The organism is Brevibacillus gelatini (assembly GCF_050920745.1).
Classification (GTDB): domain Bacteria; phylum Bacillota; class Bacilli; order Brevibacillales; family Brevibacillaceae; genus Brevibacillus; species Brevibacillus gelatini.
In genome coordinates this window covers 1,153,966-1,172,153 of the sequence record NZ_CP154342.1, presented here as the reverse complement: position 1 = coordinate 1,172,153, position 18,188 = coordinate 1,153,966, and the positions used below count along the sequence as shown (strand labels likewise).

Below are 18,188 nucleotides of genomic sequence, written 5' to 3'. Positions count from 1 at the left end.
ACCCCTTTCGTAATTGAGTTACGCTCATTCGTTACTTTCATTATAATAAGTATAACACAATTATCAATGTGTTTTACTAAAAAATAAATATTTGGACGATTCTCCCCTCCTATTGATTGTTCGGCTTTTTCATTAGTGTGCCCCAATCCATGACAAAAGCCGCTCTCCCTGCATGGAAAGCGGCTTTTACCTCAATTGGAAGTCATATATGCGCTTGTAACGGTCATGATAATAGAGGACTCGCTGCACGTATTGGCGCGTCTCTCCGAACGGAATGTCTGCAATCGTCTCGCGGTGCCCGCTCCATTGTTCGTTTTTTAGCCAGTCATTCACTTTTCCGGGACCGGCGTTGTAGGCGGCGATGGTTTTGATAAGATCGCCCTCGTAGCGGTTCAGCAAAAAGTTCAGGTACCACGTCCCGATCTCGATATTCATGACCGGATCGTACAGGTATTGCTCATTTTGCGGACGGAATTTCGCCTGTTGGACGATCCACTCCGCCGTATCCGGCATGATCTGCATCAAGCCGACCGCTCCCTTTTTCGAGACGCGGTCTTTGTGAAAGCCGCTCTCGGAACGGATGACGGCCAAAATCAGATAAGGGTCTACATTGTATTTGATCGCTGCTGTCACGATTTCCTGCTGATACTTGATGGGGTACATCCATTTCCACACCATAGGCGTGCCTTGCAGCAAAAAAACGCTCAGCAATACGAGCAGAATGAATGCTGCGCGTTTGCCTGGTCTCATGATCGCTGCTCCGACCTGATTGCAGCAAGAAGCGCATCCACCTGTCGCTCCGTCTCTTCCCGGGAAAAGGAGTTGTCGATCAAAAAGTCAGCCTGCAGCTTCTTCTGTTCGATGGGAAACTGGGCGCGCAACCGCTTTTTCGCCTGCTCTTCTTCCAGTTCGTCCCGCTCGATCATCCGCGCAAGCTGCATGTCGTACGGCGCGTAGACCACGACAATTTTATCGACCATATGCTGCAGCTTGCTTTCAAACAACAGCGGAATGTCCATGAACACGATCTCAGCTCCGTTTGCCTTGGCTGCTTCCGCCTCTTCCCGCATCACGCGTCGCACCTCGGGATGGACGATGGCGTTCAGCTTTTGACGCTCGGACTCGTCTGAAAACACGATTTCCCCAAGCCCTTTTCGGTCAATGTGACCGTCTTCCAACAGGATGTCTCTTCCAAAATGACGCACAATCGCTTCATACGCCGGCTTGCCCGGCTCCACGACCTCTCTGGCAATCTGATCCGCGTCAATGACCGGAATCCCGCGCTCCCGCAGCATGCCGGTCACTGTGCTCTTGCCAGTGGCAATCCCGCCCGTCAATCCTAAGATCATGCCCAGCCTCCTCCCTTGGAAAACATTTACTTTTTCTGACATACCGGGCAAATGTGCGTTCCTCTGCCTCCCACCACAAAGCGGACAATCTCCGTTCCGCAGCGGACGCAAGGCTCATTTTTTCGCCCGTAGACCAAAAGCGATTGCTGGAACATCCCCATTTCGCCCTGCCCGTTCACATAAGACTTGATGGAGCTGCCCCCTTGCTCGACTGCCTCGGACAAGGTAGCGACAATGCTCTCATGCAGCCGGTCGACCTCTTTGCGGGTCAATTTGCCTGCCGGCTTCTCGGGGTGAATCCCTGCCTTGAACAGTGACTCGTCCACATAAATATTCCCCAGCCCTACGATACATTCCTGGTTCAACAGAAGCGGTTTGATTTTTGTTTGCCTGCCTGTAAGCAGCTTGCGCAGGACGTCAGGGGTAAAGCTGTCCTCAAGCGGCTCTACCCCCAGCTTGGCAAGTGGTCCGGCAGCGGTCTCCTGGCCTTTTGGCAAAAGATCCATCGTCCCGAACTGGCGCACGTCCCGATAGCGCAGCTCGGTCTGATCGGTGAAGTGAAACACGACATGCGTATGCTTCTCGACAGGCTCGTCTGCCTGGTACAGCCCGTATCTTCCTTCCATTCGCAGATGGGAAATCAGCACGTCCTGGTCCATGAAAAACTGGATGAACTTGGCCCGCCGCGCAATCTCCCGGATCGTCTGGCCCGCAAGCTGGGCCTTGAACGCTTCCACGTCATCCGGCTGGCGAACGATCCGCGGCAGATGGACACTGACCCGTTCGATCGTTTTTCCCAGCACCAGTTTGCGCAATGTGCGGACGACGGTTTCCACCTCTGGCAACTCCGGCATATGCCTCCTCCTCTCGCTGACTGTCGTCTCTCTTTTTCGTGTTCGGCGGCCTGCCTACTTGGCGTCGTACCAGCTTCGTCCGTCGCTCACGTCCACTTTGAGCGGAACGTCGAGGGCAAGCGCCCCTTCCATGACTTCCGGCACGAGCTGACGCATGATCGCAAGCTCGTTTTCCGGCACTTCAAACACAAGCTCATCGTGCACCTGCAAAAGCATCCGGCTGGACAGCCCTTTTTGCTCCAGGCTCTCCTGCATGCGAATCATCGCCAGCTTGATGACATCGGCAGCCGTTCCTTGAATCGGCGTGTTCATGGCCGTGCGCTCCGCAAAGGACCGCAAGTTGAAGTTGCTGCTGCGAATATCAGGCAAATAGCGGCGGCGGTGCAACAGTGTCGTCACATAGCCGTCCTGCTTCGCCTGCTGGACAATCTCGTCCATCCAGCGCTTCACGCCGGAGAAGACAGAGAAGTAGCGCTCGATAAACTCGGCGGCTTCCTTGCGGGTGATGTTCAGGTTTTGCGACAAGCCGTAGTCGCTGATGCCGTAGACGATTCCGAAGTTGACCGCTTTGGCCTGGCGGCGCATCAAGGAAGTCACTTCGTCCTCGCTCACTCCGAATACGTCCATCGCGGTGCGCGTATGAATGTCCATCCCTTTGCGGAAGGCGTCGATCAAGTTTTCGTCTCCGGAAATGTGGGCCAAAATCCGCAGCTCGATCTGCGAGTAGTCTGCTGCCAGCATGTACCAGCCGTCCTCGGACGGGATGAACGCCTCACGAATTTTGCGGCCTTCCTCCATGCGGATCGGGATGTTTTGCAGGTTTGGCTCCGTGCTGGACAGACGGCCTGTGGCAGTCGTCGCCTGATTGTACAACGTGTGCACCTTGCCCGTCTTCGAATGAATTTCTTTGGTCAGCCCTTCGATGTACGTCGAGCGCAGCTTCCCGAGCTGACGGAAGTTGAGGATCGCTTCAATAATCGGGTGGTACGGGGCCAGCTTCTCCAGCACGTCTGCACTGGTGGAAGGTCCCGTCTTCGTCTTTTTGATGACAGGCAAGGACAGCTTGTCGAACAAAATTTCCCCCAGTTGCTTAGGCGAGTTGATGTTGAACGGCGCGCCTGCCAGGTCGTAAATTTGCGTCGTCAGGTCAGCCAGCTTTTTGTCCAGCTCCTCGCCCATTTGCACGAGACGCTCGCTGTTGACCTTGACCCCTTGCTTTTCCATGCGCGCCAGCACCATGCTGAGCGGCGCTTCCAGGTCGCGCAGCAGCTCCACCATTTCGTTTTCCGCCAACTGCTCGCGAATCACCGGGACGCTCTGCCAAATCGCCGCAGCCTTGTGCGCCACATGTTCGCTGAGCACGTCCATTTCCGGCACGAGACGCTTGGCCCCTTTTCCGTAAACCTCTTCATCAGACAGCACCCGCACCTGGGCGTACTGGGAGGCGATGCTGTCGAGCGTCGGATTGCTTTCCGAAGCGTTGAGCAGGTAGGAGGCGAGATAGACGTCGAAGGTGATCCCTTGTACCTCCAGTCCATGCCATGCCAGCCCTACCGTGTCGCGTTTTCCGTCAAATGCCCACTTCTCCTTGGCAGGGTCGGCCATCCACGCACAGAACGCTTTCCACTCCCGCGCTACGTCCCACGGAACGAACAGCACCGTCTCTTCTGCTGCCAGTCCAAAGCCGAGAATCGGAGCGTGGTGGTAGTTCTCGCCGTCCATCTCAATGTACAACGCCATCGGGGAGGTCAGCTTGTCTGCGTACTTGTCCGCGTTTTCCTCTGTGACCACTTCGAATTCAAAAGGCTTCGCCGAAGTCGCCTGTCCGCTTCCTTCTGCTGGCTGCGTCACCTTGATTTTGGAGAGAAGCGACTTGAACTCCATCTTTTTGAAAAATTCGCTGACAACAGCTCCGTCGTAGCCGTTATAGGCTGTCTCATGCACGTCCAGCTCGACCGGAGCTTCGCGCAAAATCGTCGCCAGCGCCTTGCTCATGTTGGCCTTGTCCACATTTGCGCGCAAGTTTTCCTGCAGCTTCTTGCCGGAGATGCGGTCGATGTTTTCCAGCACCTTTTCCACGGAACCGTATTCGTGCAACAGCTTCAGGGCCGTCTTCTCGCCGACGCCGGGCACGCCGGGGATGTTGTCGGACGAGTCGCCCATCAAGCCTTTCAAGTCAATGATTTGCAGCGGCGCAAGGCCGTATTTTTCCTGAATTTCCTGCGGGGTGTACAGCTCGATTTCACTGACACCTTTGCGGGTCAGCGCGACCGATACGTGATCGGACACGAGCTGGAGCATATCCTTGTCCCCGGTAATGACGGTTGTTTTCCAGGCCTGTGCATCTGCCTGCCTGGTCAACGTGCCAATGATGTCGTCCGCCTCGTAGCCTTCCAGTTCAAAATGCTTGATGGAAAAGGCGTCAAGCAGCTCCCGGATGAGCGGAAACTGTTCGGACAGCTCCGGCGGCGTTTTGCTGCGCCCGCCTTTGTACTCGGCGTACTCGCTGTGGCGGAAGACGACTTTTCCCGCGTCAAACGCAACCATCATATGCGTTGGCTTCATTTCCTCCAGCACGCGAAGCAGCATCGTGGTAAACCCAAGGACTGCATTCGTGTGCAGTCCGGCTGACGTGGACAACAAAGGGAGCGCATAAAACGCCCGGTTGGCTACGCTGTTTCCGTCAATCAACACAAAATGACTCAAGGAATCCGACCCCTCTCGTGGCAAAACTACTATCTTTTATCGTAACATAGGGCGATCGCCTAAGCCAAGCCGCAGATGATGCGGGTAAACACCGATGCGGTTGAACAGACTATGACAAAAATGGACAAGGAGGCGATCCTGTGTATTTGCTGAAAAGACTTCCGCTCGTGCTTGCCGCCCTGATTTTGTGCTTCCCTGCTTCGTGGACAGCCGCTGCAGGCGACACCGCTCCCCCTGCACAGCCAAAACCGAAAAATCTGGTGGCCTTTGTCATCGACGATTTTGGCAACAACATGGCAGGAACGGAGGAGATGCTGAATTTGCCCGTGCCGCTGACTGTCGCGGTCATGCCGTTTATGCCGAGCACGAAGCAAGACGCGGAGCTTGCCCACAAAAAAGGGCACGACGTGTTCGTCCACATGCCGATGGAGCCAGTCAAGGGCAAACGCTCGTGGCTCGGGCCAGGCGCCATTACGACTGATCTGTCCGATGAAGAAATTCGCCAGCGGGTCGAAAAAGCGATCGACGACGTGCCACACGCCATCGGGATAAACAACCATATGGGCTCCAAGGTGACGGCTGACGAGCACATGATGCGAATCATCATGAGTGTGGTCAAAAAGCGCGGTCTCATATACCTGGACAGCAAGACGACAGACAAAAGCGTGGCAGGCAAAATCGCTGCGGAGATGGGCGTGCCGTACGTCGAAAATCGGGTTTTTCTCGATGACGAATACTCGGTCCCGCACATCACCAGGCAGATGGAAAAAATATGCAAGCTGATCGGCAGCCACCCGGTCTGCATCGCAATCGGGCACGTCGGGCCGCCGGGCAAAAAAACAGCCTCCGTTCTGCGCCAGTACATCCCGCGGATTCAGAAGGAGGCCGAATTTGTGACCATTTCCCAGCTTATTCGTCAAGTCGGCCATTGATCTGTTGAATCAATGGCTCTTGCCACCAGCTTTCATCTGTTGGCGTGTCCATTTTCAGATTGCCTGTCAGGATCACGTACGCGCTCACGGCCTCTTTGATGGCCTGAGCGATTTTTTCTTGTGACGCAGGATTGGTCAGCATTGCACGGTCAGAAGCGTTGCTGATAAACCCCATCTCCACGATGACCGACGGACAGTAGCTGTGACGCAGCATATAGTATGTCTTGCCCTTCACCGGCTTGGCGTTTGTATTGGCCAATCGATTCAGCGAGCTTTGCAGCAGATCGGCCAGCATAAAGCTCTGGTCATTGCTCTGGTAAATCACGACAGGTCCGCGCTGCCTTGCGTCACTCGCCCAGTTCACATGCAGGCTCAGCATCATTTGCGGCACGATTTCTTTCGCCAGATTTTTGCGCTGGGCCAGATCGCGGATATGCCGGGAGCGAATGCCCAGCCAGCGGTTGTCGTCGCTAAGCGCGATGTCTTCGTACCGATTCAGCGCTACGCTGAACCCTGCCCTGGTCAGTTGCTCGTACAGGCGCTTGGCGATTTGCAGATTGATGTCTTTTTCATACAGGTTGCCGTAAGAGGTGCCGGAGTCCACCCCGCCGTGACCGACGTCGATCAGAATGTGGATGGGGACAAGCGGGATCGCTTCTGTTCGGGCAGGCATGCACACGAGCAAGAGCAACAAAACGACGATGCGAAAAAAAGAGTGTAAGTATCTCATGCCTGTAGGATTGCCTGATCGAAAAAAAACCTTTCAGGCAGTTTGGTAAGCATAAGATTGTGAATTTTTCGGACGAACGGTACAATAGAACAAATCGTGACTTTTAGCCGACATTTTTAAGAAGGTGCTCACATGAATCAACCATTGGAAAAGCCGTTGTTTCCCCCGTATCTGGCTCTTGTCATCGGGGTAATCGCCGTCTCTACATCCGCGATTTTCGTCAAGCTGTCCAGCGCACCTGCGCCGATTGTTGCCACGTATCGGCTGATTTTTTCCGTCGTCCTGACGCTGCCGTTTTTGCTCTGGAATCGCGGCGCTCTGGCGGAGATCGGAAGCATGGGCAAAAAAGTGTGGCTACTCTGTCTATTGTCCGGGGCATTTTTGGCCAGCCATTTTCTGTTGTGGTTCGAGTCGCTGAACTACACGTCTGTCGCCAGCTCAACCGTGCTGGTAACGTTGCAGCCCTTATTTGCCTTTATCGGCGGTTACTTCTTTTTCGGGGAGCGCGTGCGGCTGCTTGCACTCACAGGCGGATTGCTCGCCATTGCAGGCAGCTTTGTCATTGGCTGGGGAGATTTTCAGGTCGGCGGCATGGCTCTGCTGGGCGACGCGCTCGCCTTGCTCGGCGCGATGACCGTCACCGGCTACTGGCTGGTCGGCCAATACATTCGCCAACACATGTCTTCCTTTACCTACACACTGGTCGTCTACACGGCGACGAGCGTGATCCTGGTCGCGTACGACCTCGTCTTGGGCTACCCGCTCGTCGGCTACCCTGCCCAGGACTGGGGCTGGTTTTTCTGCCTCGCGCTGTTTCCGACCCTGCTCGGCCACTCCATTTTTAACTGGGTCATCAAATGGTTGAATACGACCACGATTTCCATGGGTATCCTGGGAGAACCGATTGGAACGGCGATATTGGCTTACTTCATCCTGGGGGAAGTCGTAACCGTACCGCAATGGATCGGGGGACTGATAATCATTGCCGGAATTTATGTATTTATTCGCTATAACCAACCAGCAAAAGGAGTGTCTCAAGGTGAACAAGCACCCCCAACCCCGAAAAAGCTTGCGTGAATTTGTAAAAGGCTTGAACGTCTGGGCAAAGATCGGCTGGACGATTTTGCTTGGTTATATTGTTGGAAGAATTGTGTACTGGCTGTGGAAGGTTTTGTCTTAGCGGATTATCATCGGTCGAAGGTACAAGAAAATCCTCCAAACAAAACGGTTGCGGGCCTTGCTCTATGCTTTTGATGCTATCTGCTGGCCTGAACTACAAACGAAAAAGAAAGCGCGAACGCCAGAACCAGCTTCGTGGAGGAAACAGGAGAAACAAGCGAAAGGTCTTTGGGACTCCCACCACTGCAGCCACGATCCACCCATCTTTTAACCAGTCAGCACCCAAAAAAGGAAGGGTCCCTCCCGCAACCCAACACGAGGCTTGCAGAAGTGACCCTTTCCCTTTGCCGTCTAGGCAGCCGCCTTTTGCTGCTCAGGCGCCTGCGGCTTTTGCTTAGGCTTTTGATGCAAAAAGTACAAAAGCGGAATCGAAAGCGCAATCGGAATGACAGAGACGAGGAACGTATCCCCAATCCCTTGCACCAGCGCTTCCTTCGCCATCATCCCGTACAGGACTGTACTCGCCCCTCCCGAAGCGCTCGCCGCATCTACCCCCACCTGCGTATACATACCGGAAATGCCGCTGATAAACTGCGTCGCCAAATCCGTATTGAGATTGTCGGCAATGGACGCCATGTGAAAATTTTGCCGAGCCTGCATGATGACCGTCAAAATCGCAATCGCAAACGAGCTCATCACCTGACGCAGCACGTTGGAGAGAGGGGAAGCATCCCCGACACTCGTGCGCGGCACGGCGTTCATCCCGACAGTGGACAGCGTCATCATGCACAGCCCAATCCCGATCCCGCGGATGGTCAAAATCATGTTCATCCAGGAGTGCATGCTGTCTGCGGCGAGATTGTGCAGCTCATAGGTCGTAACCGTCATGATCGTCAGCCCGACCAGACCGATCGGCCCGATGCCGTACTTGTCCATCAGCTTGCCGCTGATCGGCATCATCAATGCCATCGCAATCGATTGCGGCATCAGCAAAATTCCCGACTCCATCGCCGTCATTCCCTGGATGTTTTGCAAAAAGATCGGCATCAGGAAAATCCCGCCCATCATCCCCATCATGACAAAGCCGGAAGTCACGATGCTGATGGAAAATACAGGAATTTTCAACAACCGCAAATCAAGCAGCGGCTGTTCTTTTCCCAGCTCCACCCAAACGAACAGCGCCAGGCACATGATCGCCACGAAAAACAGACTGACGATGTAAAACGACGTCCATCCCTCTGCCTGCCCTTTGCTGAAAGCGAGCAGGAGCGCACCAAAGCCGGCAATCGCCAGGATGGCCCCGGGGTAGTCGAACTTCAGCTCCGGCTTTTTCGGCGTTTCCTTGAGCAGAACCATACTCATGATTACGGCAAAAATCCCGAACGGAACCCCGATCAAAAACAAAAACTGCCAGCTCAAAAATTCGATGAGGTACCCGCCCAGAGTCGGCCCCAGCGCGGGCGCCGTCATCGAGGCAATCCCGAAAATCCCGAGCGCCATCCCGATCTTTTCGCGCGGGACGATCATGTAAATCATCGACATCCCGATCGGCATAATCATCCCGCCACTCACCCCCTGCACGACGCGGAAGGCGATCAGGGAAGCATCGCTCCAGGCGAGCGCACAGAGGACGGAAGAAATCGTAAATGCCGCAAGCGACAGAACGAATATTTTTTTCGACCCGAATTTGGCTGACAACGAGCCGCTCATCGGGATCATGACGGCATTTGCCAGCATGTAGCCCGTCAAAACCCATTGCATGGTCTCTGTCGTGGAGCCAAATATGCTGACCATGGTGGGCAGGGCAACGTTAATCAAACTGTTATTCAAAATCGCAACGAAGGTTCCCGAGAGGATCGCCATCAGGGACAGCCACATGCTGCCGCCTTTATCCTCCCGCTGTGCCACCGCTTCCGCCATGCCATCACCCCCGTTAGTTTGCGATTACCTTGGTGCCCTCGGACAATTGATCTGTCGGATTCAGCACAATCTGATCGTTGTCTTTGACACCTTGCGTGACGGTTGTCCATTCACCGCTCGCGTTGTCTACCGAAACCTCCACCTGATGGACGACATCGTTGTCCACGATGTAGATGTAATGCTTGTTATCTTTTGCGAGAACAGCCGAGCTTGGTACTTTCAGCCCTTGGCTGGCCTGACCTTGCAGCACGACCTCTGCTACCATCCCGGCGCGCAGCAGCCCTTCCTGGTTGCTCACTTTGACCTTGATCGGGAACGAACTGCTGTTGGCGTCAGAAACCGGGGAGACGAACTCCACTGTTCCTTGCAAAACCTTGCCGCCCAGACTGCCTACTTTTACGTCAACCGTAGAGCCTACTTTGACATTGTTGATCTGATCTTGCGGGACACTCGCCTCTACCTTCACGTCCGCCATATTCACCAAAACGAGAAGCGGCGCGCCTGCTGTCGCCATCTCGCCCGGATCTATCGAGCGCTTTGCGACAATCCCGCTGATGGGCGCGCGGATGATGGTGTTCTCGTAGCTGCTTTTTGCCATTTCCAGGCTGGAATTGAGACGGCTTACTTCCGCTTGCAGGGCAGCGACGGTATCTGCAGTCGGGCCCGCTTTCGCCAGATCGTACTGCGCCTGCGCCTGCTCCAGACCCGTGCGCGCCTTTTCCAATTCGAGCGAAACTTTTTCCAATTCCGCCTGGGACAGCGCTCCTGCGTCAAACAACGCTTTCATCCGGTTGTAGTTGCTCTCTGCCACTTTCAAAGCTGCCTGTGCTTGCGTCACGACACTTGCCAACTGGGTGAGCTGCTCGTCGCGCGCTCCTGCTTTTGTATCGCGCAGCTTGGCGTTTGCTCCGGCAATCGCTGCTTGCGCCTGGTTGATTTGCTGCTGGTAGTCTGCCGCTTCCAGCGTCACCAGAACATCGCCTGCCTTGACGACAGAGCCTTCCTGCGCATTGACGCTCGCTACCTTGCCAGATACTTTGGAGACGACCTGAATCTCATCCGCAGCGATAATTTTCCCGCTGGCAATGAGGCCGGATTGCGCGGTCGCGACTTTCCACGTCTTCACAACCGGGACGCTTTCTTCTTTGGACGAGGCAGAAGATGTATCACTGCAGCCTGCCGTCATGAGCGAGAGCGCCATCATTACGGCCGCAATCGATTTCCATTGTGCTGTCTTTTTCATGCCAGATTACATCTCCTTCACTCGCACTTTGATCTCGGCGTTCAAACCGGCAGCCAAATGCACACCTGCTGTGTCGTCAATGGCAATTTTAATCGGAATTCGCTGGGTGACTTTGGTGAAGTTCCCGCTTGTGTTTACGGCTGGCATCAGCGAAAAAGTGGAGTTGGTTGCTTTTCCGATCTCTGTCAGATGGCCCGTCAGCTTTTTGCCAGGGTAGGCATCCAGCGTAAATTCGACCTTTTGTCCCAGTTTCAAGCGCTGGATCTCCGTTTCTTCCATGTTGGCGGAGATGTACAGTTTGCTCTCGTCAATCACCAGCGCGACAGATTGTCCCGTAGAAACAATCTCGCCTTCCTTCGCTTGCGTTTTGATGACGGTACCGGTGATCGGGGAACGCAGCACACTGTTTTCCAATTGATTTGTCGCGACGTTGGTCGTGTCCTGCTGCCCAATGATCTGATCGGCTACGACTGTGTCGCCTTCTTTGACCGTAAGCGCAATCAGCTTGCCTGTCATTTTGGGCATGACCCGATAAATATCCCCTGCCACTCTGGCATCCTGCGTCGTCACGTAATGTTCCCCCTGATACCAGTAGTAGTAACCGATGCCCCCGCCCCCTGCGACAAACAGAAGCAGGATGACATACAATACCAGTTTTCGCTTCATGATTTCTCCTCAGCTTTCTCTCTCTTCTAGTTTCGCAATCAGCGTTTCCATGGAGTAAATAATGCCGTCCAGGTCTTCTTCCGAAAAACCGTCGAAAATACGCTTGTAAAATTCCTCTGAAAATAAGTCCACCTTGGCAAACAGTTCGGTAATCTTCTCCGTCTTTCGAATCCAGACGACGCGGCGATCCTTGTCATCGCGCACACGCTCGACCAGCTGCTCCCGCTCCAGCCGATCAATAATGCCGGAAACGGTGCTGTACGACAGATCGACAGCCTTGCTGATCTGGCCGATTGTCTTCGGATCGCAGTGGATTTGCCGGATGACCATCAGCTGGGGAACCGTCAAGCCGTACTTGCTCAGCTCCTTCGTCGCCATCGTCGTAAACGTCTTGTTCAGACGCTTCAGCAAATCCCGAATATGCAGAGGCTTGTTCATGATACACTCCTTTCCTACCTAATATTTCGGGCACGAAATTTTTATCACAGGAAACACTATACGACTTTTTTGTTTTCGTGGCAACTATTTCTTCTGCTTAAATTTTAACTAGGTAATTAGATGAACGATCACGTTAAAAAACCAACATGCCCGCTCCCTTCAAGGCAATGTTGGTTCTGTAATCGTCTCTGGACTTGCCGGCCCTTCCTCCGGCGTTTTTTGGCTCACGCTCGGCACATGGCGCGGCTCGTATTCGATCTCGGGAAAAGAGTTCACTGTCACGTACATCGTCCCGTTTCCGGCAATGGCGCGGATCATGACCGGGTACGCGTATTTGTTCTGGAAAACAAAGTCCGGTCCGTACCAGCTCACGGTCGCATCCCGGCCCGGGGGCACATAGGCGACGTTTCTGCTGTGGGAATAACGCTGCACGATATGCAGTCCCGCCTTGTCCACCGCATTAAACAAAGTCGAGGATACCTGGCAAATTCCGCCGCCGATCCCTTCGGAAAGCTCGCCCCTGACGATGATGGGCGCTGGCAAATAGCCTTTTTCCTTCGTCCTCTTGCCGACTACCTTGTTGAAAGAAAAAGTTTCCCCGGGAAATAAGACGTAGTTGTTGATCGCCTGGGCAGCGAGCTTGATATTGTGAGAGCGGTTTTTGTTTTGCGAGTTGAAATAAGTGGCGTACTGCCCGATTACTTTTTTCCGCACCTGGCTGAGCAGAGCCTTGTCCACCTTTGGATACACTTCTTTGCAGGTGACTTGCATGGTCGCTGCACCCTGGCCGTAGTAATACTGGTAAAACTGTTCCAAAAATGCAGCTTCGTCCAGCTTGCGGCCTTTTTTCTCGGGGACGATGGCTCCATGCGCATTAATGGTCGCGTTGATCGGCTCTATGTACGCCTCCTTGGCTACTTTGTCCAACAGTTGTTGCAAACGGTAGTCATCCGCGACAGGGACACCGCCAACAGGCAAGGTATAATCCGCCCGGTCCAGGATAGCTACCGTTTTGTCTCCCATCTCAACGTGCAAGAAGTTGGTTGGATCAAGTGGATTGACTAGCAAAAGCAAAGCCAGAGTCAAAGCATACCCCATCCGGCCGCTCACCTCCTTCCTGTAGTATGAACAGCCGAACGGGTTTCATGCGGTCATGCACAGTATCTTTATCTCGTCCGCGCCAGTCTGCTCATGATCGCCTGGGCGACGGCGTTTAGTCGTGTCTGGTCCGCGACTTCGGCATATATGCTGTTCAGTTGATCGCGCAGTTCCTTGGCTGCGAGCAAAGACGCCGTAGCTTCCTTGATTTTTTGCGTGTAGCGAGCCTTGATGTCGGCAAGCTCCTCCTCATACTTCTCGTCGGTGCCAGGAGCGATGGCCCGCGTGTACATGTCGATAATCTCGTCTGTCTCCTTGCTGGGGAAGTATTCGTGCGGCGCGGTGCTGTCGAAAATAGCCAGCCCTTTTTCCGGCACGATCACCATGTCGAGACTGTTCGGGTCCAGTCCGCAGTGGTACACCTCGACATCGAAGCCGCGGCTTTCCGCTTCGGCCACCAGCTTTTTCAGCATGGTCGACTTGCCTGAGCCCGGCCGCCCTTTGATGAAGTAGCGCTTCTGCATCGAGTCCGTCAGCTTCATGATGTGATCGACAGGCCCATGCGGCGTGGCGGCTCCCAGGTACATTCTGCGCACCTGCGCCTTTTTTTCACGCTTTTCCTTGCCAAAAAACAGTGCGATCACTTCTTCCGTAACGCGGTTGGCTTCTTCCCGGTTCAGGTTTTCAATGTACAGCGCTTCCCATTCATCGTGAATGCGCAGCGCGTCTCCGAACGCCTGGTAGGCTGTTTCGCTCCAGAAAAAAATATCCTCATACCACGCCGCGATCTGTTTTTTGTAACGCGCCAGTTGATCCATGGCCACCGCCGATTGCAGGTTGACCTGGATTTCCGTAACGCCCGGCGCAGCGGGTCGCCACGTACGGGGATAGCTGCCGTCCATAATGGCGACCTTCCACTCGTGAAAAACAACCCCGTCGTATTGTCCGTTTACAAAAGGAGAATGAATCCACTCCACCTGGTCCGTCTTGCCGGACATTTCCTTGCCAATCGATTCGATGAGCGGAGACGTGACTCCCTCCACTACTCCGGACAAAATGTAGACGCGCTCCATCCCTTGCAGGACCGAATCGTAAAACGTTTTGTATCCTCGCGCCGTATTGCCTGCGGCGTATATGTGGCGTACTTGTTTTGTCATGCCATTCCCTCCCGTACTTCTTTTGCTGAAATTGGAGTTGAATCGTTGTATTGTATGCAGCGAGGAAGAAATAGGCGTCTGTCATGACAGGAAAAAGCCGCTGCAGGCATCAGACGGCTCGCAGCGGCTTTTTTCGCTTATTAGCTTTGCGCCCAGGCAAACGTGTTTGCCGGGGCTTATTTGTTCAGGTCGGTCATTTTGCCCGTGGACATGTAGATGATCCACTCGCAAATGTTGGTGACGTGATCGGCAATCCGCTCCAAATATTGCGCCACCAGCAAGAGATGAGTCCCCTGGGAAATCGCGTTGCCATTTTTGGTCATGATTTCGATCAGGTCACGGAAAATCGTTGCAAACAGTTTGTCGACGATGTCGTCGCGAGCGGCAATCTCTTCTGCCGCTTCCTTGTTGCGGGCGATATAGGCGTTCAGGCAGTCTCGCACCATCGCTTTGACGTGATCCGCCATCAACGGGAGGTCAATCAGCGGTTTGATGTACGGCTCAGCCATCAGGCGGCGCGTCGTCTTGGAGATCGACACCGCGTGGTCGCCCATCCGTTCCAGGTCCGTCACCAGCTTGAGCATCGTTCCCAGCCGGCGCAGGTCGCTTCCGACCGGCTGCTGCAAGGCGATCAGGCGGAAGCAGTCGCTTTGAATCTCCTGCTCCAGCTCGTTGATGACCGGATCGCCGGCAATGACTTCTTCTGCCAACTGAACATCCCGCTCCACCAAGCTTTTGATCGATTTATGAATGGCTTCTTCCACAAACGTGCCCATGGACATGAGCTTGCGATGCAATACATCCAGCTGCTCTTCGAAAGCGTACCGCGACATGTTCCTCGTCCCCCTTCATTTGTCTGACACGACAAATCGTACAAGAGGAATGTATGGCACGGGTAAAGCTACTATTTTGTTTGTGTAAATATTTCAACTGAGCGGCAAAGTGACGGTAAACGCAGTGCCTTTTCCTTCCACACTCTCCACCCCGATCTGGCCGTGCAGGTTTTCGACGAGGTGCTTGACAATTGCAAGGCCAAGCCCTGTTCCCCCGGAGTCGCGGCTGCGCGCTTTGTCGACACGGTAAAAGCGCTCGAAAATGCGCGTGAGGTCTTTTTCCGGGATACCGATGCCCGTATCGGCTACCTGAATCGTCACGTGCTCGTCGTCTGCTTCTGCCCGGATCGTGATCTCGCCGCCTTCCGGGGTGTAGGCAATCGCGTTCGTCATCAGGTTCAGGACGATTTGCTGGAGACAATCTTTGTCCGTCATCAGCCAAATGTCCGGCTGGCTGTCCGGCAGCGTTACCTTCAGATGCTTTTTCAGCGCCTGGTCGTGCATGATCGCCGCAGCCGAGCGAATCAGCTCTTGCACATGCACGCGGCTTACTTGCAGGGGAATCCGTTTCTGCTCGATTTTGGACAAGTCCAAAATGTCACGGATCATCCGGTACAGCCGTTCGCTCTCATCCGAAATAATTTGCAGGAAATTGCGGCACGTTTCCTCGTCGTGCATCGCTCCTTCCAAAAGCGTTTCCGTAAACCCTTTGATCGAGGTGATCGGCGTCCGCAGCTCGTGCGAAACGTTGGCCACAAAGTCGCTGCGCATCTTTTCCAGACGGCGGATGTCCGTGATGTCGTGCAGGACGACGACGACGCCTCGCGATTCCCCCTTGAAATTGATGTACGGGGCAAAATTGACGTCGAGGATGCGCTCCTGCGGATAGTAAATGTGGATCTCCTGCCGGAACTTCTCGCTTTTGTCCAGGCATCTGTCAATGTATTGGGAAAGGCCGAAGCTTTTGCCCGCCTCGATGTGCAGCCTGCCTACCAGCTCGTGTCCTGCGGTTCCGAGCAGCTTTTCCACTGCGGGATTGACGAGCATGATTCTGCGCTGTTCCGAGATAAAAATGACACCGCTTGTCATATTGGTCAGCACCCCGGCAAGCCGCTGCTGATTCTCGGAGATTTCGTACATTTGCTGTTCCAGGCTGGACGCCATGAAATTGATCGCTCCGGCGAGCTGGCCGATCTCGTCCTTGGCCTTGATCCGCACCCGGCTCTCGTACTGGCGCTGCGTAATGTTGCGGGCGACGCGCGTAATTTCCTCGATGGGACGAATGATGGAAAAGGAAATGCGCGACACGACAATCGAGCCGACCACCAGTGTCACGAGCAAGCCTGTCAGCAGGCTGTACCACATGTTATGGACTGTATCTGTAATGTCTTTCATCGACATGGCCGAGCGGACGGCACCGACAATGTTCGTCCCCTGCTCGACCGGCACTGCTACGTACATCATGTCGTAGCCCAGCGTCTCGCTGAAACGGCGGGAGATGCCGATTTCCCCCTTGAGCGCCGCTTGCATTTCCGGCCTGTCGTGATGGTTTTCCATCTCATCGGCATGGGTGGAGTTGTCGTACAGCACCTGGCCTTCGCGGTTGATGATCGTCAGGCGTACTTCATCGGATGGCGCCACCTGCAGAACGCGATCTGCAAGCGACTCCTGATTGTCAAAAACGGTCGGGAAGCGGACCGCCTGGGCAACCAGCTTGGACTCGCGGGACAAAAGCTCATGCAGCGATTGCAAGTAGGAATTTTCCAGAACCTTTGCAAAGTACATCCCCATCAACAGGAGGACTAATGAGATTAATCCCAGTATGGTGAAGGTGAGTTTGATCCGAAAGCGAGTCAAGGTTGTGCCCCCCGTTTGTTATCCTTCCAGCTTGTATCCCAAGCCGCGAACGGTTTTAATGTAGCGCGGGTTTTTCGTGTCTTCTTCCAGTTTTTCCCGCAGGTGGCTCACATGTACGTCCACAATGCGGGAATCCCCGATAAAATCGTAGTTCCAGACGGCGTTCAGCAGCTGGTCGCGGGTGAGCACACGCCCCTGGTGGCTGGCGAGGTAGTTGAGCAGTTCAAATTCCTTTGGGGTCAGCTCTACTTTTGTATCCTGGCAAAAGACTTCGTACTTTTCCGGATAGATGCGGATGTCGCCAAACCGGATCACGACCTCTTCCGGCGCAACCGCAGCTTCCGGCGTGGCCTGAAAGCGCCGGAGAATGGCTTTTACGCGGGCGACTACTTCGCGCGGGCTGAACGGCTTGGTCAAGTAGTCGTCAGCACCCAGCTCCAGACCCAAAATTTTATCGAGCTCGTCATCCTTTGCCGTCAGCATGAGGATCGGCGTGTTAATGCGTTCCTGGCGCAATGTTTTACAGACGTCCATGCCGTCCATTTTCGGCAGCATCAAGTCGAGAATGATGAAATCGGGCTGCTCGCTTTTCACCATATCGAGCGCCTGTCTGCCATCAAAGGCGGTCACTACCTGGAAACCCGCCTTTTCCAGATTGAATTGCAGCAGCTTCACGATGGAAGCTTCGTCATCCACTACCAAAACTTTAATCATTTTGTCCGTTTCCCCCTACCAATGCGATGCTGCAGATTATGGTTTACAGACCTTCGTCCTCTGGTTGTTTTTTCTCTCTACACCTCTCAGTCTGCCAATGCTGAAACCGGAAGACAAGTAATTTTTTTGTAAAGGTGTTTGGAGGCTGGCTGTGGTGGGTGTGGCTTGGGCGTTCCGTTGGTTCTTTGGAGTGGTATGCCTCGAATGAGGGGTGGGCATCAGGGAGGGGATGTTAGGCTTCGGGGGGTGTTTTGAAAGGCCCCTTGGTCGTAGGGCCTTTTGCTCGTAGCTTTGGCTTCGGCTCGTCCCGGTAATTTTGAAAGCCCTTGATCGCAGCTTTAGCTTCGGTTCGTCCCGGTAAGCCCCTTGATCGTAGCTTTCGTGGCGGCGTGGAAAGAGGAGAAATCGCTGGAGCTTCTTGGGATCCCCGCTGGAAGCACTACTGCCCGGTTCCAGGGAAAAAATGAAACCACGTCCAAAGTGGTTTATTCAGGATGTGTCTCAGAGTCGACTCTTAAAAGCGTGTTTCGTTTTTTCCCTTCCACCTCGGTCGGGATCCCAAAGAGCTTTCG

At 54.2% G+C, this 18,188-nt stretch carries 16 protein-coding genes; 2 read left to right on the top strand and 14 right to left on the bottom strand.

Annotated elements, in window-relative coordinates; all coding sequences use genetic code 11:
* Positions 1 to 186: 186 nt before the first annotated feature.
* The 4 genes from AAFJ72_RS05930 to polA are packed head-to-tail and all read right to left on the bottom strand — an operon-like array spanning position 187 to position 4,909.
* Positions 187 to 750, bottom strand: coding sequence for a lytic transglycosylase domain-containing protein (locus tag AAFJ72_RS05930; protein WP_432776417.1), 564 nt, complete (start codon positions 748 to 750; stop codon positions 187 to 189).
* Positions 747 to 1,349, bottom strand: a complete 603-nt coding sequence (coaE, locus tag AAFJ72_RS05925) for a dephospho-CoA kinase (protein WP_432776416.1) — start codon at positions 1,347 to 1,349, stop codon at positions 747 to 749. Before coaE ends, AAFJ72_RS05930 begins: the two co-directional genes overlap by 4 nt.
* A gap of 26 nt (positions 1,350 to 1,375) precedes the next feature.
* Positions 1,376 to 2,203 (bottom strand): DNA-formamidopyrimidine glycosylase, encoded by an 828-nt coding sequence (gene mutM, locus AAFJ72_RS05920; RefSeq protein WP_432776415.1) that lies wholly within the window; start codon positions 2,201 to 2,203, stop codon positions 1,376 to 1,378.
* Between the two features lie 54 nt (positions 2,204 to 2,257).
* Complete coding sequence (gene polA, locus AAFJ72_RS05915; protein WP_432776414.1) at positions 2,258 to 4,909, bottom strand: DNA polymerase I; 2,652 nt, start codon at positions 4,907 to 4,909, stop codon at positions 2,258 to 2,260.
* A gap of 140 nt (positions 4,910 to 5,049) precedes the next feature.
* Between polA and AAFJ72_RS05910 the strand changes: the two genes are divergently transcribed.
* Complete coding sequence (locus AAFJ72_RS05910; RefSeq protein WP_432776413.1) at positions 5,050 to 5,841, top strand: divergent polysaccharide deacetylase family protein; 792 nt, start codon at positions 5,050 to 5,052, stop codon at positions 5,839 to 5,841.
* Here AAFJ72_RS05910 and AAFJ72_RS05905 read toward each other — a convergent pair.
* Entirely contained in the window at positions 5,819 to 6,571 is a 753-nt protein-coding gene (locus AAFJ72_RS05905; RefSeq protein ID WP_432776412.1) for an N-acetylmuramoyl-L-alanine amidase family protein, read from the bottom strand. The genes AAFJ72_RS05910 and AAFJ72_RS05905 overlap by 23 nt on opposite strands.
* 132 nt (positions 6,572 to 6,703) lie before the next feature.
* Here AAFJ72_RS05905 and AAFJ72_RS05900 point away from each other — a divergent pair, with 132 nt between their 5' ends.
* Positions 6,704 to 7,648, top strand: a complete 945-nt coding sequence (locus AAFJ72_RS05900) for a DMT family transporter (protein WP_432776411.1) — start codon at positions 6,704 to 6,706, stop codon at positions 7,646 to 7,648.
* 393 nt (positions 7,649 to 8,041) lie between these two features.
* On the opposite strand, the gene AAFJ72_RS05895 is transcribed toward AAFJ72_RS05900, so the two are convergent.
* The 9 genes from AAFJ72_RS05895 to AAFJ72_RS05855 all read right to left on the bottom strand — a co-directional run bounded on the left by AAFJ72_RS05895 (position 8,042) and on the right by AAFJ72_RS05855 (position 17,616).
* Positions 8,042 to 9,610 carry a DHA2 family efflux MFS transporter permease subunit gene (locus tag AAFJ72_RS05895; protein WP_432776410.1) on the bottom strand — a complete coding sequence of 523 codons (1,569 nt, stop codon included), beginning with the start codon at positions 9,608 to 9,610 and terminating at the stop codon, positions 8,042 to 8,044.
* 13 nt (positions 9,611 to 9,623) lie between these two features.
* The gene (locus AAFJ72_RS05890) at positions 9,624 to 10,853 is read right to left on the bottom strand and encodes an efflux RND transporter periplasmic adaptor subunit (RefSeq protein WP_432776409.1); all 1,230 of its coding nucleotides are present in this window, start codon (positions 10,851 to 10,853) and stop codon (positions 9,624 to 9,626) included.
* Between the two features lie 6 nt (positions 10,854 to 10,859).
* Entirely contained in the window at positions 10,860 to 11,519 is a 660-nt protein-coding gene (locus AAFJ72_RS05885) for an HlyD family secretion protein (RefSeq protein ID WP_432776408.1), read from the bottom strand.
* Positions 11,520 to 11,528: 9 nt separating this feature from the next.
* On the bottom strand, positions 11,529 to 11,957 hold the full coding sequence (locus AAFJ72_RS05880) for a MarR family winged helix-turn-helix transcriptional regulator (protein ID WP_122904803.1): 429 nt from the start codon (positions 11,955 to 11,957) through the stop codon (positions 11,529 to 11,531).
* 159 nt (positions 11,958 to 12,116) lie between these two features.
* The gene (locus AAFJ72_RS05875; RefSeq protein ID WP_432776407.1) at positions 12,117 to 13,055 is read right to left on the bottom strand and encodes a VanW family protein; all 939 of its coding nucleotides are present in this window, start codon (positions 13,053 to 13,055) and stop codon (positions 12,117 to 12,119) included.
* A gap of 68 nt (positions 13,056 to 13,123) precedes the next feature.
* Entirely contained in the window at positions 13,124 to 14,212 is a 1,089-nt protein-coding gene (locus AAFJ72_RS05870; RefSeq protein WP_432776406.1) for a PRK06851 family protein, read from the bottom strand.
* A gap of 176 nt (positions 14,213 to 14,388) precedes the next feature.
* The gene (gene phoU, locus AAFJ72_RS05865; RefSeq protein WP_432776405.1) at positions 14,389 to 15,045 is read right to left on the bottom strand and encodes a phosphate signaling complex protein PhoU; all 657 of its coding nucleotides are present in this window, start codon (positions 15,043 to 15,045) and stop codon (positions 14,389 to 14,391) included.
* A gap of 93 nt (positions 15,046 to 15,138) precedes the next feature.
* Positions 15,139 to 16,902 (bottom strand): two-component system histidine kinase PnpS, encoded by a 1,764-nt coding sequence (gene pnpS, locus AAFJ72_RS05860; protein ID WP_432776404.1) that lies wholly within the window; start codon positions 16,900 to 16,902, stop codon positions 15,139 to 15,141.
* Positions 16,903 to 16,920: 18 nt separating this feature from the next.
* Entirely contained in the window at positions 16,921 to 17,616 is a 696-nt protein-coding gene (locus tag AAFJ72_RS05855) for a response regulator transcription factor (RefSeq protein WP_122904798.1), read from the bottom strand.
* Positions 17,617 to 18,188 lie beyond the last annotated feature (572 nt).